Origin of the sequence: Serratia sp. szju (assembly GCF_044594185.1) — a bacterium.
In the GTDB taxonomy this organism is placed as follows: domain Bacteria; phylum Pseudomonadota; class Gammaproteobacteria; order Enterobacterales; family Enterobacteriaceae; genus Serratia; species Serratia bockelmannii.
The window spans coordinates 1,820,948-1,839,053 of record NZ_CP172576.1 but is presented as its reverse complement, the minus strand read 5'-3'; the positions used below and the strand labels follow the sequence as shown (position 1 = coordinate 1,839,053).

Here is an 18,106-nt window from a genome sequence, read left to right as displayed (position 1 = left end):
GTCAGCGTCGGACGAGCGAATTCAGCACGGCGCTGATGCGCTCCCCTAAGCCGCGCCGGTTCACGGCTTCCGACATCATGGTGACATGATCGCCATCAACCAGGTTGACCGTCACCGCCGACGCCGGCAAATGCCCCTCCCAGCCGAGTGCCGAGCCGTCGCGGCGGTTGTAACCCGCCGGCTTGATGCGCTGCCAGTAGGCTTCCAGATCGTCGTTCAGTAAGCCGGGCATCTCCTCCACCGCTTTAAACAGGTGCAGATTAAGGCCGAGCGGCCGGATGACGCTGGCGCCGACCAGGGTCGCATAGTGATAACGCTTGCGCCATAACGCGGCTTCCTTCAGCGGATCGTCGAGGAAAGTGCTGATGCCCTGGCCGTGCAGCACGGCCAACGCCTCCTCCACCGACAGCGGCTGCAGGCGGGAGAACAGCGGCGCCTCCAGCGTCGGATGTTCCACCTCCAGCCAACTGAGGAATAGCTGTGTCGCATCGCGCATCGCCTGCTGCGGCCGCAGGGTGTCGAGCAGGCCCACCAGCGCCACCTCTTCCCCCTCCGCCTGCAGCCGTTCCGCCACCATGTAGGTCAAGATCCCGCCCGAAGAGTAACCGAACAGGTGATACGGCCCGCTGGCTTGCACCTGCCGGATGACGCCGGCAACGATCTCCGCCATCGCCTCCATCGTTGCCGGCGGCGTGTCGGTCATCTCTGGCCACGGCACGGCATAAATCGGGAAGTCCGCATCGATCTCTTTGGCTATCTCATAAACATAGGAGTGATCGCCATAACCGGTCGGCATGAAGAAGACCGGCGGGCGCTGGCCGCTGCGGCGCGCCGGCAATGCCCTGAGCGGCTGTCCGCCCGTGCGCTGCTCGACATGCGCCGCCAGATCCGCCAGCACCGGGTGGTCAAAGATCGCCTGTACCTGCAGTGCGATCCCCCACTGCTGCGCCAGGCTGGCCTGACGGACCGCCAGCAGCGAATGGCCGCCCAGTTCGAAGAAGTTGTCGTGTCTGCCGATCTGCGGCAGCCCCAGCAACTCCGCCCACGCCTGCGCCAACAGCGTCTCGGTATCGCCGCGCGGCGCTTCGTAGGCTTCGCCTGCGGCGGCGGCCATCTCCGGCGCCGGCAGAGCCCGCCGATCAATCTTGCCGTTTGGCGTCAGCGGCATCGCCGCCAGCCAGACAAAGGCCGCAGGCAGCATATAGTCCGGCAGTTGCGCCGCCAGGTGCTGACGCAGCTCACCGGCCAACCCGTCGCTCGCCACGTTCTCACGCACGCTGATCCAGGCGATCAACCGCGTATCCGCACCGACGCAGCAGGCATCGACCACCGCTTCGTTCACCGCCGGGTGCGCCGCCAGGCGCGCCTCTATCTCTCCCATCTCGATACGGAAGCCGCGAATTTTCACCTGACGATCGTTGCGTCGCTGATACTCGAGGTTGCCGTCCGCCCGGTAACGCACCAGATCGCCGGTGCGATACATGCGCCCGCCCGGGTTAAACGGATCGTTCAGGAAACGTTCCGCGGTCAGTTCCGGCCGGTTGAGGTACCCCAGCGCCACGCCGACGCCGCCGATATACAGCTCGCCAATCACGCCCAGCGGCGCCGGTCGGCCGCGCGCATCCAGCACATAGGCGCGGGTGTTGCCGATCGGTTTACCGATCGGCAAACGCATGGCGCCTTGCACCTCGGCGATCGCCGCCGTCGTGGCGAAGGTCGTCGCTTCCGTCGGCCCATAGGCATGGATCAGCTGTACCGGCCCCGCTTCCTGCAGCAGGCGTTCGAAGGCGCTCGGCTCCTCCTTTTCCCCACCGCAGATCAGATAGCGCAGCTGGGCGAGCGTCGCGCCCATGCTGTACACATACTGATTGAACAACGCGGTCGTCAGGAACAGCGTCGTCACGCGATACTGCGTCAATGCGGCGCTCAAGCGCGCCGCATCCATCACGGTTTCCGCCGGGATCACCACCAGTTCGCCGCCGTTCAACAACGCCGCCCACACCTCCATCGTCGCGGCGTCGAAGGCCGGGTTAGCGGCATAAGCCACCCGTTCGGTCGCATCGAACGCCGCATAACGGTTGTTGATCACCAACCGAGTGATGCCCTGGTGCGGCGTCATCACGCCTTTAGGCAGCCCTGTGGAGCCGGACGTGTACATGATGTATGCCACCTCAGCGCTCGACAGCGACAGCGCCGGGTCGTTCTCGTCACCGCCGGAGATTGCCGGCCGCAGCAGCGGCAAGGTATCCCCGTCCGTCGCTTCACCGACGATAAGGCGCGCGCCGCTGTCCTCCAGGATCCACTGCTGACGCGCCGCTGGCAGCTGCGGGTCGATAGGTACATACACCGCGCCGGCCTTGAAGATCGCCAGCTGCGTCGCCACCAGATCGATGCTGCGCGTCAGACGCGTCGCCACGCGCTCGCCCGGTTGAATGCCGTGGGCGATCAGAGCATGCGCCAGCCGGTTAGCCTGGGCATTCAACGCCGCATAGCCGATCCGACGGTCGCCTTGCACGATCGCGACAGCCTGCGGCGCACGCTGCGCCTGGCGTTCAAACAGCTGATGCACGCAAAGCTCTGCCGGATAAGGCGCCGTCGTCTGATTCCATTCCTCCAGCAGCAGCCGGCGCTCAGACGGCGGCAGGATCTCCAGCTCGCTCGCCGGCAGGGTCGGCTGGCTTTCCAACGCCTGCGCCAATGAGGCCAGCGCCTGTTGCATATAGCCGCAGATCCTCGCCGCCGGCACCGGTTCGCTGACCTGCGCCGTCAGCCCCAGAGAGTCGCCGCCGTCTTCCACCGACAGGACGAACGGATAGTTGGTGCGCTCCTGCGCGCTCAACAGCGTCATGCCTTCCGGCAACACCAGCTCGCTGCCGTTGTTGTGGCGATAGTTGAGCAACGCGCTGAACAGCGGCATCCCCGCCGCCACGCCGCTGCAGCGCTGCGCCAGCGCCAGCGGCGCGTGCTCATGCTGCAGCAACCCGCTCAGCCGCGCGTGGGCCTGGCGCGCCGCCGTCGCCACATCGTCATCGCCGATGTCGAGGCGCAGCGGCAAGGTATTGATAAACAGCCCCATCGCTCGCTCGGCGCCTTCCCCCGCCTGCATGCGTCCCAGCAGCACGGTACCGAACACCACGCGGTCGTGGCCGCTGGTGCGGGCCAAGACCTGCGCCCAGGCCAAATGGCACAGGCTGGCTAGGCTCACGCCCAACCGTTTGGCCTGATGCCGCAGACGTTCGTTCAGCGCCTTGTCGATAGGCTGGTGCGCCGTGGTGACGCCCTTGCCATCGCCGCGCACGTTGCCGAGCCCGAACGGCAGCACCGGCTCTTCGATGTCCACCAGCATGGCGCGGAAGAAGGTTTCATGTTCTTGCGCGCTGACGCTCAAACGCGCCTGCGCCACCGCATTGCGGAACGGCGGCGCGGCGCCCAGCTCGGCGCCTTTGCCGGCGAGGATCGCGGCGATCTCTTCTTCGATCAATGCCGCCGTGGAATGATCCCCCACCAGATGATGCCATTGCTGCAGCATCCACCAGCCGCCATCGCTATCTTGCGCCACCACGACGTTCAGCAGCGGCGCACGGCTGAGATCCAGACGCGCATGCTGCGGATCGAAGCGCGCCAGCAGTTGATCGCCAATCGCCCCCTGCGCCGGATCGAGCGTCAGCTCAGTCCACGGCAGCGCGGCGGCGCGCCAAACGACCTGTACCGGCTCGCGGATCGCCTCACTGATGAACGCCGTGCGCAGAATATCGTGGCGATCGATCACCTGTTGCATCGCGGCCCGCCAACGATCCAGACGCTCGCGGTTCTCAAAGCGCAACAGCGTAGACAGCAGGTACGGATCGCCCCGTTCCGCCAACAGGTGGTGGAACAGAATCCCCTCCTGCAACGGCGACAACGCATAGATATCCTGCACGTTGGCCACCCCGCCCGGCACGCGCGCCACGATGCTGTCGATCTCAACCTGGTTCAGCGAGGCCAGCGGCAGCAACTCAGGCGTGATGCGCGCGCTATCCGGCCGCAGCAGGTTCTCGGGGATCTCGATTTCGCAGCGCGCCTCCAGCGCCTCCGCCAGCGAGGCCAGCGTCGGGGCGGTAAACAGCGTTTGCACGTTCGCCGTCAGGCCGCAGCGACGCAGCTCCGCGATCAGTTTCACCGCCAGCAGCGAATGCCCGCCCAACTCGAAGAAATTGTCATGTCGGGCGACATTCGGCAGACCGAGCAATTCGCCCCAGATCGCCGCCAACAGGGTTTCCGTGTCGCCCTGAGGCGCTTCATGGCCCACGCGCGCAAAATCGCCGGCCTGTGGCGTCGGCAACGCGCGGCGATCCACTTTACCATTCGGGGTCAACGGCAAGTCGGCAAGCATCAGACAGGCCGCCGGCACCATGTAGTCCGGCAGCTGCGCCGCCAAATGCCGCCGCAGCTCGTCGGTCAGATCGCGGCCCTCGGCCTCGGCTTGCGGCACGATCCAGGCGATCAACGCAGGATGCGCACCGCGCACGTCAACCACCGCTTCGCGCACCGCCGGGTGCGTTTCCAGCAGGACTTCAATCTCGCTGCACTCGATGCGGAAGCCGCGGATCTTCACCTGCTGATCGTTGCGTCCGCAGTAATCGAGGTTGCCGTCCGGCAGATAGCGCGCTAAATCGCCGGTGCGATACATGCGGCCTCCCTCGTTAAACGGATCCGCCAGGAAACGCTCGGCCGTGAGGTCTTCGCGATTCAGGTAACCCAGCGCCACGCCCACGCCGCCGATATACAGCTCGCCGATCGCGCCCAGCGGCACCGGCTGGCGATGTTCGTCCAGCAGATACACCCGCGTATTACCGATCGGCCGGCCAATCGGCAAACGGTGCCGCCCCGCCGCCACGGTGATGTGCGCCGAGGTAGCGGCAGTGGTGGCTTCCGTCGGGCCGTATCCGTTGATCAGCTGCACCCGGCCCCCCTCCTTCAGCACCCGGGTATAGGCATGAGGATCCGCCGCTTCGCCGCCGCTGATCAGGTATTTCAGCCCCGCTAACGTCGCGGGAATGCTGTGCGCATGCTGATTGAACAGCGAGGTCGGCAGCACCAGCACCGTAATCGCCTGGCGCGTCAGCAAATCGGCGAACGCCGAGGCGTCCAGCAAGACCGCCGGCGGTACTACCACCAGCGCGGCGCCGTTCAGCAAGGCTCCCCAAACTTCCAGCGTCGCCGGATCGAACGCCGGGTTGATGGCGAAAGCGATACGATCCGAGTCGCTGAACTCCGCATAACCGTTATTGATCACCAGTCGGTTGATCCCCTGATGCGGCACCATCACGCCTTTCGGCTTACCGGTTGAGCCGGAGGTGTACATGATGTAGGCCAGATCCAGACTGTTGCTCGCCAATATCGGCGCGCCGGACGGCAGGTCCGCGTCATCGCTTTGAGGCAGACGAGCGACGCCGACGCCGATCTGCGCGTCGTCCTCGCCGCCATTCAGCAACAGTACTGCACCGCTGTCGGCGATGATCCAGTTCTGGCGGCCGGCCGGCAGCTGCGGATCAACCGGCACATAGGCAGCACCGGCCTTAAGGATCGCCAATTGGGCGATCACCAGGGCAGCGCTGCGCTCAAACCGGACCGCCACGCGCTGGCCGGGCTCCACGCCCGCCTTAATCAGGCGCCAGGCCAGCCGATTGGCGTGCTCCGCCAACTGTGCGTAGCAGATAAGCTGCTCGCCATCGACCAACGCCGTCGCCTGCGGCGTGCGCCGCGCCTGCTCGTCGAACAGTTGATGCACGCACGCCTGCGCCGGATACGCCCGCTCGGTGCGGTTCCACTCGTGCAGCAGCAGCTGACGTTCGGCCGCAGGCAGCAGATCGACGCGCGCCGCCGGCTGGTCAAGATCCGCCGCCATCGCTCGCAGCGCCTGCTGCAGATACGCGCCGTAGCGCACCGCCGTGTCGCGATCGAACAAGGCGCTGGCGTAGTTCAACGAGCCGACAATGCCGCTGCCGCTTTCCGCCAACTCGAGCGTCATGTCGAATTTCGCGACGTCATAGCTCAGCCCGGCATCCGTCGTTTGCAGGCCCGGCAATGCGATATCGCGCACCGAGCCGTCCTGCCAGGCCAGCATCACCTGGAACAGCGGCGTCGCGTCCAGCTGGCGCGGCGGATTGACCACCTCCACCACCTGTTCAAACGGCAGATCGCCGTTTTCCCGCGCCGCCAATACCGTCTCGCGCACGCGTTCGAGCAAGATTTTCAGCGTCGGCTCACCGCGCAGATCGACATGCATCGCCAGCGTGCTAACGAAGAAGCCGGCCAGCGGTTCGATTTCCAGCCTGCTGCGGTTGGCCTCCGGGGTGCCAATCACCACCTGCGGTTGACCGGCCATGCGGGACAACACCAAACTCCAGGCGGCCAGCACCGTCATGAACAGCGTGCCGCCGTATTGGCGGCTCAACCGCCGCAGCGCGTCGGTGAGCGCCGCGTCGATAACCAGAGGCACCTCACCGCCGGCGAACGACTGCATCGCCGGACGCGGCCGATCGGTCGGCAGCGTCAGCAGCGCCGGCGCATCGCCCAGCGTCTGGCGCCAGAACGCCGCCTGCTCGGCCAACCGTTCCTGCGTCAGCCACTGGCGCTGCCAAACGGCATAATCGACATAGTGCACCGCCAGCGGCGGCAGCGGAGACGGTTCACCGCGTTGGAAGGCGCCATACAATGCGCTCAACTCCCGCATCAGGATCCCGGTAGACCAGCCGTCGGAAACGATATGGTGGCAGGTCAGCAGGAACAGATGCCGCCGCTCGCTCACTTGCAGTAAGCAAGCCCGCACCAGCGGCCCCCTTTCCAGATCGAACGGCGCTTTCATCGCCGTTTCGGCTAGCGCGTGCAAACGTTGCTCCGCATGACGCTCGCCGCGCAAGTCGTGATGCGCCAGCGGCATGGCCGCCTCCGGCAAGATCCGCACCTGAGGTTGCCCATCCTGGCAAACAAACACGCTGCGCAAGGCTTCGTGGCGGGCATACAGCGCGTCGAGGCTGCGTTGGAACGCCGGCGCATCCAGGTCGCCGTCAAGGCGCAACGCCAGAGGGATATGGTAAGTCTCGCCGATCCCGCCCATTTGGCTCAGGAACCACAGCCGCTGCTGGGCAAACGACAACGGCAATGCGTCGTGACGTGGGGTCGGCACGATGGCCGTCGGCTGCGCCGCCCCCTCCCGTTCCAGCCACTGCGCCAGCGCCTGCAACACCGGCGCAGCGAACAGCGCCGACAGCGGCAGCCGCCAGCCGGCCTGCTGTACCCGATTGGCCAACTGTACCGCCAGCAGCGAATGTCCGCCCAGAGCGAAGAAATCATCATGACGACCTACGCGTTCAACATTCAGCAACTGACGCCAGATGGACGCCAGCAGGCGTTCTCGTTCATTGGCCGGCGCTTCATAAACAGCGCGCGCGGCGGCCCCCAGCTCAGGCGCCGGCAGCGCGCGTTTGTCCAGTTTGCCGTTGGTGGTCAGCGGCAACGCGTCCAGCCACACAAAGGCCGTCGGCACCATATAGTCCGGCAGACGGCCGGCCAGATGCTGGCGCAGCCGCAGCGCCAGCGTTTCCCGATCTCCCTCTTCGCCCGGCACCGCCCAGGCCACCAAACGTTTGTCGCCGCCGTTGTCCTGCCAGGCGTCAACCGCCACGCTGCGGACCTCAGAATGGTCCAGCAGCGCCGCCTCCACCTCACCGCACTCAATGCGGAAACCGCGAATTTTCACCTGCTGGTCGTTGCGCCCCAGGTACTCCAGCTCACCGTTCGGCAGATAGCGCGCCAGATCGCCGGCGCGATACATCCGTTCTCCCGCCACGAAAGGATCGTCGAGGAAACGTTGCGCATTCAGCTCCGGCCGATTCAGGTAGCCGCGCGCCACACCCAGCCCGCCGACATACAGCTCACCCACTGCGCCCTGCGCCACCGGCTGACCGTGTTCGTCAAGCAGATACAGGCGCAAATCCGGGATGCGGCGGCCGATCGGGCTGCCGCTGCCGGTGATGTCCGCCGGAGACATTTCCCGGTAGGTGACGTGCACCGTCGTTTCCGTTATGCCGTACATATTGATTAACCGCGGCGCGTCCGGCCGATTACGGGCATACCACGGCGCCAGATCGGCCGGATTCAGCATTTCGCCGCCGAAGACGATGTAGCGCAGCCGATGCGGCGTGTTGTCCTGAGCTTGAATGAACGCTTTAAAGGCGCTTGGCGTCTGATTCAGTACCGTCACGCCCTGGTGACAAACCAGCTGATAAAACGCGGGGGCAGAGCGCGCCGTTTCCTGCGGCACGATCACCAACCGGCCGCCGTGGCGCCACGCGCCCCAGATTTCCCATACCGAGAAATCGAAGGCGAACGAGTGGAACAGACACCAGACATCCCCGGCGTCAAAGCCGAACCCGGCGTCGGTCGCGGTAAACAGGCGCTCAACCTGACGGTGTTCCACCATCACGCCTTTCGGCTTACCGGTCGATCCGGAGGTATAGATCACATAGGCCAGATTGGCCGCCGTCAGCCCCGCAACCTGCGGATTGGCGGCCTCGGTGCCCCAGCCTTCCTCCAGCGCCATCGTCGGCACATCAGCCCCACTCAGCGCCGAACGCCCTGCGGCGTCGGCCAGCAGCAACACCGGCCGGGCATCGTGTAAAATGTACTCCAGACGTTCGCCGGTATAAGCCGGATCGAGCGGCACATAGGCGCCGCCCGCTTTCAGGATCGCCAGCAACCCGACCAGCATCGGCGTGCTGCGCTCCGCACACAGCGCCACCAGACGATCGGGCCCGACGCCGCGCGCGATCAACACCTGCGCCAACGCGTTGGCTCGTTCATTGAGCGCCCGATAGCTGAGGCGTTCTTCTCCGCACACCGCGGCGATCGCCTCTGGCGTGCGCAGCGCCAGCCGCTCCAGGTGATGGTGCGGGCAGAGATCCGCCTGCGGTTCGTCCGGCGTCCGGTTCCAGCCATGCAACAACCGCTGCCGTTCGTTCTGCGGCAACAGCGCAAGCTGCGAAACCGGCTGCGGCGCCGCCAACGCGATGCTCTGCAACACCTGGCGCAGATAGATCCCGTAGCGCTCGGCGGTTTCACGATCGAACAGCGCCGTGGCGTAATACAGCGAACCGGCGATCTCTTCGCCGATCTCGGTCAGATCCAGCGTCATGTCATATTTCGCCGCGGCATAGCCGGCATCGATCGCTTCCGCCTGCAGCCCCGGCAGGCCGATGTCGTGCACCGAACCGTCCTGCCAGCTCAGCATCACCTGGAACAACGGAGTATGGCCACGATGACGCGGCGGGTTCACCTGTTCAACCACCTGCTCGAAAGGCAGATCGCCATGATCGCGCGCCGCCAGCAGCGTATCGCGCACGCGCAGCGCCAACGTCGACAAATCCGGATCGTCGGACAGATCGATGCGCAGCGCCAAGGTGCTGACGAAGAAGCCGATCATCGGTTCCGTTTCCAGCCGGCGACGGTTGGCCTCCGGCGTGCCGATCACCAGATCGCGCTGCCCCGACAAACGGGACAGCACGACGCTCCACGCCGTCAACAGCGTGATGAACAGCGTGCATCCCTGACGCAGGCTGAATTGCCTCAGCGCTGCAGTCAGTTCGGCATCGAGCGAGACGGCCACCCGATCCCCGGCGAATGACTGCACCGCCGGGCGCGGACGGTCGGTCGGCAGCGTCAACAGCGCTGGCGCATCGCCCAACGTCTGGCGCCAATAATCGGCCTGCTTCGACAAGCGCGCCGGCTGCAGCCATTGCCGCTGCCAGTGGGCGTAATCCGCGTATTGCAACGCCAGCGGCGGCAGCGGCGATGGTTCGCCGCGACACAACGCGCCATACAACGCACCCAGCTCCCGCAGCAATATGCCGTTCGACCAACCATCGGAAATGATGTGGTGGCAGGTCAACGCGAACAGCTGTTCCTCGTCGCTCAGCCGGATAAGGCTGGCGCGCAACAGCGGGCCCCCGGCCAGATCAAAGGGCGCCGCAGCCTCTTCCCGTATCAGCATGGCGGCGCGCGCCTGCGCATCCGCGACGCCGCGCAGATCGTGGATTGTCAGCGGCAAACCGGCGATCGGCAAAATGAGCGCCTGCGGCTGGCCGTCGCGGCTGATAAAGACGGTGCGCAACGCGTCGTGGCGCGCATAAAGCGCGTCGAGGCTGCTCTGCCAGGCGGCCAGATTCAGCGGCCCACGCAACCGCAGCGCCAGCGGCATGTGGTAAATTTCGCTCATGCCGTCCAGTTGGGTCAGGAACCACAGGCGCTGCTGAGCGAACGACAGCGGTAAGGCCGCATCGCGCGGCGCAGGCAGAATCGGCGGCAGGCTTTCCGCCTGCGTGATCTGGCGCGCCAGCGCCTGCAGGACCGGGTTGGCGAACAGCGCCTGCAGCGACAGCGGCAACCCGCTTTGCTGCAGGCGGTTGGCCAAACGCACCGCCAACAACGAATGGCCGCCCAGGGCGAAGAAGCTGTCGTTGCGGCCAACCTGATCCACGCCCAGCAGTTCTTCCCACAGCGCAGCCAGACGCTGCTCGACGTCCCCCAGCGGCGCCTCGTAGGCTTCACGACGATAGGCCTCGCCCGACGGGTCGGGCAATGCGCGGCGATCGAGCTTGCCGTTTGGTGACAGCGGCAGCGCCTCCAGCAGCACGCAAGCGGCTGGCACCATGTAATCCGGCAGTTTGTCGGCCAAATGCCGGCGCAGCACCTCCGCCAGCGACGCCTCATCGGCACCTGGCTGCGGCACCACCCAGGCGATCAGGCGTTTCTCACCGCCGTCGCCGCCGCGCGCATCCACCACGGCTTCGCGCACCTGCGGATGCGCGGCCAGCGCCGCCTCTATCTCGCCGCATTCGATACGGAAACCGCGGATCTTCACCTGCTGATCGTTGCGGCCCAGATACTCGATATTGCCGTCCGGCAGGTAGCGGGCCACGTCGCCGGTGCGGTACATGCGGCCGCCGTGGCCGGCATCGAACGGATCGGCCAGGAAGCGCTCCGCCGTCAGTTCAGGCCGGTTGAAATAGCCGCGCGCTACCTGGATGCCGCCGATATACAGCTCGCCAACCGCCCCCAGCGGCACCGGCTGCCCTTGTTCATCGAGCAGATAGATCCGCGTATTGGCCACCGGCCGCCCAATGGGCACCGACACCAGCCCGGGTTGGCGGGTGCAGTGCCAAGCGGTCACGTCCACCGCCGCTTCGGTCGGACCATAGAGGTTATGCAACTCGACATGCGGCATCTGGCGGTAGAACTCCGCCACCAGCGAGGCGGGCAGCGCCTCGCCGCTGCACATGACGCGCACCACCTGCCCACAGCGGCGGCTCGCGCCTTCATACAGCAGGAAGCTTTGCAGCATCGACGGCACAAAGTGCAGCGTTGTCACGCCATACTGTTCAATGGCGCGGCTCAGGTACTCCGGATCCTTGTGGCCTTCCGGGCGCGCCATCACCAGGCGCGCGCCATACATCAACGGCCAGAAGAATTCCCACACCGAGACGTCGAAGCCGAACGGCGTTTTCTGCAGCACCGTATCCGCCGGCGTCAACCCATAAGCCTGCTGCATCCAGATCAGGCGGTTAACGATGCCGCGATGCTCATTCATCGCGCCTTTCGGTTTTCCGGTCGAGCCGGAGGTATAAATCACGTAAGCCAAATGATTGGGCTGCGCGCGCGGCGCCGGGTTATCGGCGTTCAGATCGTCCGGCAACGGTTCATCCAGCGCCAGCAGCGGCACCGCGTGTTCGCCCAGCGCCGCGCGGCCGGCGGCGTCCGCCAGCAGCAGCACCGGATCGGCGTCCTGCAGGATATATTGCAGACGTTCGCCCGGATAAGCCGGATCCAGAGGCACATAGGCGCCGCCGGCCTTGAGGATGCCGAACAATGCCGTCACCATCGCCAGGCTGCGCTCGGCGCACACCGCCACCCGGCAATCCGGCCCGACGCCGCGCTGCATCAGCGCGTGCGCCAGGCGATTGGCCTGCGCGTTCAGTTGGGCGTAGCTCAGTTCGGCGTCGCCGCAAACCAGCGCCACGGCGTCCGGCGTGCGGCGCACCTGCGCTTCAAATAGCCCATGCAGGCAAACGTCCTGCGGATAAGGCTGTGCCGTTGCGTTCCAACCATTGATCAGCAAGGCGTACTCGTCGTCCGGCAGAATCGACAGTTCACGCACCGGCATTTCCGGCGTGTGTTCCAGCGCATTCACCAGAGCGGTCAACGCCTGTTGCATATAGCGGCACACCCGCGAGGCTTCAATGGGGTCGATGACCTGCGCCGTCAACGCCAGCGAATCCATGCCGTCGTCCACCGACAGCACGAACGGGTAGTTGGTGCGTTCGTCCGCGCCGATCAGGCTGACCCCTTCCGGCAGTGCCAAGGCTTCCCCGTCGTTGTGGCGGTAGTTCAGCAGCGCACTGAACAGCGGCGCACCGCTTTTCACGCCGCTGCAGCGCTGCGCCAACGCCAGCGAGGCGTGCTCATGCGCCAGCAAGCCGCTCAGGCGCGCATGCGCCTGCCGCACCGACGCCTCAACGCTGCGCCCGTCCATATCCAGCCGCAGCGGCAGCGTATTGATGAATAGCCCCAGCGCCCGGTCGGCGCCTTCGCCCGATTCCATGCGGCCCAGCAGCACCGTGCCGAACACCACGGCATCACGCCCGCTGGTGCGCGCCAACACCTGCGCCCAGGCCAGATGGCACAGGCTGGCCAGGCTGACGCCCAGCCGCTTCGCCTGTCGACGCAGGTCGGCATTCAGCGCAGGCGCCAGCGCCAGACGGCCGGTATTGGCGCACTGTCCGTCGCCGTGTACGTTGCCGAGCCCGAACGGCAGTACCGGTTCGTCGATGTCCGCCAGCATGCCGCGGAAGAAACGCTCATGTTCCTGTTCGCTGAGCCCCAAACGCGCTTGCGCCACCGCATTGCGGAACGGCTGCGCGCAGCCCAGCGTATCGCCTCGCCCGGCCAGAATGGCGTTGACTTCTTCTCCCATCATCGCCAGCGTCGAGTGGTCGCCAATCAGGTGGTGCCACTGCTGCAAGACGTACCAGCTGCCGTCGCTCTCTTCGGCGATAACGTAATACAGCAGCGGTGCCCGCGTCAGATCCTGCCGGATCCGTCGGGGGTCGAAGCGCGCTTCCAGCTGACGGCCGACCGGCCCCTCGGCCGGATCCAGCGCCAGCTCGATCACCGCTAAACGCGCCCGACGCCAGACGACCTGTACCGGTTCGGACAGCCCCGCACCGACAAAGGCCGTGCGCAAAATGTCATGACGCTCCACCACCTGCTGCATCGCCGCCAGCCAGCGATCGAAACGCGCCCGGCTGTCGAAACGCAGCAGTGCCGACAGCAGGTAGGGGTCGCCCTCTTCCGCCAGCATGTGGTGGAACAAGATCCCTTCCTGCAACGGGGAAAGGGCGTAGATATCCTGTACGTTGTCGATGCCCCCCTCCACACCGTCGACGATCTGATCGATCTCCGCCTGAGTCAGATCGGCCAGCGGCAGCATCTGCGGCGTGATTGCACGGCAGCCCGGCGCAATCACGTTTTCCGGCACCTGAATCCGCTGCTGCGACACCAGCGTTTGCGCCAGAGCCGACAGCGTTGGCGTGGAGAACAGCGCCTGAACGCTCGCCGACAGCCCGGCCTGGCGCAGCTGCGCCATCAGCTTCACCGCCAGCAGCGAATGACCGCCCAACTCGAAGAAGTTGTCGTGACGCCCCACGCGTTCAACGCTCAGCAACCCCTGCCAAATCTGAGCCAGCAGCGTTTCGGTTTCCCCCTGTGGCTCGACATAGGCTTCGCGCATGGCGGCATCCGGCGCCGGTACCGGCAACGCGCGCCGATCCAGTTTGCCGTTCGGCGACAGCGGCAGCGCCTCCAGCCACACAAAGGCCGTCGGCACCATATAATCCGGCAACGTTGTAGCGAGTGCCCGGCGCAACGTCTGCGCCAGCGCCTCACGCTCCGCCTCCGGCTGCGGCACGACCCAGGCCACCAGACGTTTGTCGCCTTCGCCATCCGTGAGCGCATCCACCACCGCGTCGCGCACGGCGGCATGCATAGCCAGCTGCGACTCGATTTCACCGCATTCAATGCGGAAGCCGCGAATTTTTACCTGCAGATCGTTGCGGCCCAGATACTCCAGGCTGCCATCCGGCATATAGCGCGCCAGATCGCCGGTGCGGTACATGCGGCCGCCCGGCGCGAAAGGATCGGCCAGGAAACGCTCCGCCGTCAGCGCCGGCTGGTTCAGGTAACCGCGCGCCACCTGCGCGCCGCCGATATACAGTTCACCCACGGCGCCCAGCGGCACCGGCTGGCCATCGTCATCCAGCAAGTACGCCCGGCCGTTGGCGATAGGCCGGCCGATAGACGGCATCGCCGTACCGACCGCCGGCTCGCCCGAAGTCGCTACCACGGTCGTCTCCGTCGGCCCATAGTTATTCACAATGGTTACGCCAGGCGGCGCCGGTAGCGGCCAGCGGCGAATGCTGTCGCCGCCGATCAGCAGCATCCGCAGATCGGCAGGCATCTCGCCCATCAGTGCGATCTCAGCCAGCGGCGTCACCATAAACCCGACCTGCACACCGCTGCCGCGCCACCATTGCAGCAGCGCTTCGCCATTGCCCGTCGCCTCTGCCGGCGGCAGCAGCAGCGTCGCCCCCTGCGTCAACGTCGGCCAGATTTCCCAAACGCTGGCGTCAAAACCCAACCCGGCCATGCTGGTCGTTCGCTCGCCAGCCTGCAAACCGGTCGCTTCGCAGTGCCACATGATCAGGTTGATCAGGTGCGCCTGCTCCACCATTACCCCTTTCGGTTTGCCGGTCGAGCCCGAGGTGTAAACCACATACGCCAGGCTGCCTGGCTGCGCGCGCGGCGGCAGGTCGTGATCCTGCTCTGGCAGCGCGTCTTCCAGCGCCAACAACGGCGCTGCTACCGCCCCCAGCGCGGCGCGGCCGGTACTATCCGCCAACAGCAGCGCCGGCGCGCAGTCCTGCACGATATAGTGCAGACGCTCAGCGGGATAAGCCGGATCCAGCGGCACATAGGCGCCGCCGGCTTTCAGGATCGCCAGCAGTGCGACGATCATCTCCGGGCTGCGCGCGGCGCAGACCGCTACGCGGCTTTCCGGCCCTACGCCGCGTGCCGTCAGGTAATGCGCCAGCCGGTTGGCGCGCGCGTTCAATTCCGCATAGCTCAGCGACATCGCCCCCTGAGACAGCGCCGGCACCGTCGGCGTACGCCGCGCCTGCGCTTCAAACAGGGCCGACACGCTCGACGCCTGCGGGAAAGCCCGGTGCGTGCGGTTGCGCACGTTGAGCAATAGCTCTCGCTCCGCCTGGCTCAGTAAACGATCGCCTCGCACCGGCGCATTCGGCGCCGCAGCGGCCTGCCGGAGCAGCAATAGCAGATGCTGCGCGGCACGCAGCATCTGCTCGTCCCCCACCGCGGCGCTGTCGTACACCCAACGGAAAGCGGCGTTGCTTTCACAGATTTGCAGCACTGCCCGAGCGCCGGAGCGTTTCACCGCCGCTGCGCCCTCCTGACTGTCGTCGAATCCCGGCGAGGTGTCGCGGCGCAATAGCGTCACGACGGTTGACCAGGCGCGCGAACGCGTGTCCAGGCCGAGCAATGCCGGATGGTAGGCGCGACGCGCGCGCGCCTGCTGCCATTCGCGTCGCATCTGCACCTGCGCCTCGGCGAAACCCAGCGTCGGATTCAGCGAGATCTGCAGCGGCAGTGTCCAAACCTGGCCCGGTTCGCCGATGACGTCGTCCGTCGCGTTCAGCCAGCCAAGTTGGAAATCACTTTCGCCGCCCATCAATCCCAGATACAGCGCCAGCCCGGTCAACACCGCTTCAACCTCGATCTTGCCCGCGTGTTGCCAGGCCGTAGCCTGCCATGCCGGCCGGGCTTCGCGCTGCCAGGCCACCGGGAACGCCGCCGGGGCAAACTGCGCCAATCGCGGTTGCCAGAAGGCCGCATGATGCCCACCGGCCGCCTGTCGCTCCTCCAATCGTTTCGCCTGCGAAGGATCAAGCAACGGTAACGGCTCGCCCACCGTCAAACCGTGCAGCTGCGCCAGCGCTTCCCCCGCCGTCAGCTCGCCTTCGGCGGTGAACCAACCCCCGATCCGCACCGCCCCTTCCGCCGTGGCGATATTCCAACCCGCATCGTCGACGCAGAGCAGCGTACCGGGTGGCGCATTGTCGGCGTCAGGCAGCATTTCCAGGCGCCCAACGCCCAGCGCCCGGTCGGCCAACAGGATTTTCAGCGGGCAATTCCCCGCAGGATGGCCGAGTGACGTCGCGAGGCGCACCAGCTCAGCAGCAGGGCGATCCCAGCGGATGAAGCCGGCGGCCGGCGGCAGTCGACGGAGATCATAGAAACTGCCGCTGACGTCCGCTTCAGGCTGCGCAGAGATCTGTTGCATCACCTGGGCAATGCTGCCTTCAGGTTGTTCAGAGAGGAGCCGCAGAATAAATTGGAAACGCCGTTGTAAACTCTCAAGCTGGCTTAATGAATGGGCATGCGGCGCATCGGCAAACATGACGTCCAACTCTTGCGCCTGCTGATCTTCGTAAAATAGAATTTGCATATCGCTGACGGCGATGTTGCCACCGTAGTACCAACGTGTCTTACATCCCCAAAACGGATCGCCATGATCGAAGGAAACGATATTGATGGCGGGACCAAACCAGGATGAACTCATGGTGCTGCGATCGCGACGAATATCCTCACCGCGATATAATTGCCGACGAACCACTTTGGCTATTTCCGCAGCGACCTGTTGTGCAAAATCAGCCAGACGACTTTCAGGGTTAATAGCTAAAATCAGTGGCACCACATTCGCAGTCATACCAATACTGTTTCGCTCTCGCGTACCGGTCACCGGCAGGCTGAAATTCAATAAGGTCTGACCAGTAATACTATGGAAACATAATGCGACAGCCGCCGCCAATATATGAGCGCGATGTACGCCGGCTTTTTCCGCCCCCCGATCAATCGCCGCTATCTCATTTATTTTTAATGTGTGATTGCTGATTTGCATGGACGAATAAGGGACGAGTTTCTCCTGACGCGTCAGGCTATAAGGCGCGGCGAGCGTATAGCCTTGCCAGAACTGTTTATCGGTGGCGAAGCGGGAAGAATCGCGGTACTGCAGGTCGTGTTCATAGAGCCGGGTAAAACTGCAATTGCTGAATTCAGGAATGTTTTTTTTCTCAGCTAATGCGTTGTAATACAGCGCGATACGACGCATAAACTCTTCGGCGCTGCGGCCATCTACCAGCATGTGGTGAAAACGTCGGTAGAGGATATAGTTGCCCGGCGCCAACGTCAGTAAGGCAAAACCGAACAGGTCCTGATCCAGCGCGGAGATCACGCGATCGGCATCTTGCCGCATCCAGCGCTGCGCCGCCAGCTCAGGGTATTCCTGGCTGCTGAAGTCATGCACGGAAAGCGGGTCATGACTGCGCGCCGCACGGTATTGATAAAGCTCGCCGTCTTGTTCGGTGAAATGGGCCTGCATCGCCGGCGTTTCTTCAATGATCGCGTCTATCGCCTGGCGCAGCAGGGCTATCTGCAACGGCCCTTGTATCGTGCCGTATCCCCACATATTGAATGGCAAGCCTTCAGACATGCTGGCGCTCAGCCAAAGCTCGCGCTGAGCGGTGGTAATTTCATGCAGTTCGACTTTTTCCAACGAAATATGAGCACCCGTACGGAATTCCCCACTCTTCACATCAGTTTGTTTGTTCATAATATTCTCTAGCACGTTTTCATTACGTTAATGAAAGGGTCCGTCCGGATTTAGGCAAAGCCTGGCCGTCCGACAGTTCAAGTCAGAATAAAAAACCGTAGAAAAGCTGGGTCTCCCCCAACTAAGAAAGAATGAAATGGTTAATCCAGAGGTTCCCCCTGTGCCTCAATTTGCTGAGGTGTGAAGTATAGGAGAGGATATTTTTTTTGGCGAAATGTGCGAAAGGGGATAAATGATCATTTTATTTCCCCGATATTACTCAGGGATGACGAGCGTATTCCGCTTTTATTAACTCGATATAATTATGGAGAGATTAATATTATT

The 18,106-nt window shown here is 64.5% G+C and carries 1 protein-coding gene; it reads right to left on the bottom strand.

Annotated elements, in window-relative coordinates:
* Position 1: 1 nt before the first annotated feature.
* Positions 2–17,782, bottom strand: coding sequence for an amino acid adenylation domain-containing protein (locus RE418_RS08635; protein ID WP_399676068.1), 17,781 nt, complete (start codon positions 17,780–17,782; stop codon positions 2–4).
* Positions 17,783–18,106: the final 324 nt, after the last annotated feature.

What these genes read in the sequence shown, in the direction of transcription:
- RE418_RS08635 (WP_399676068.1), bottom strand. Translation starts at nt 17,782, where the DNA reads ATGAACAAACAAACTGATGTGAAGAGTGGGGAATTCCGTACGGGTGCT.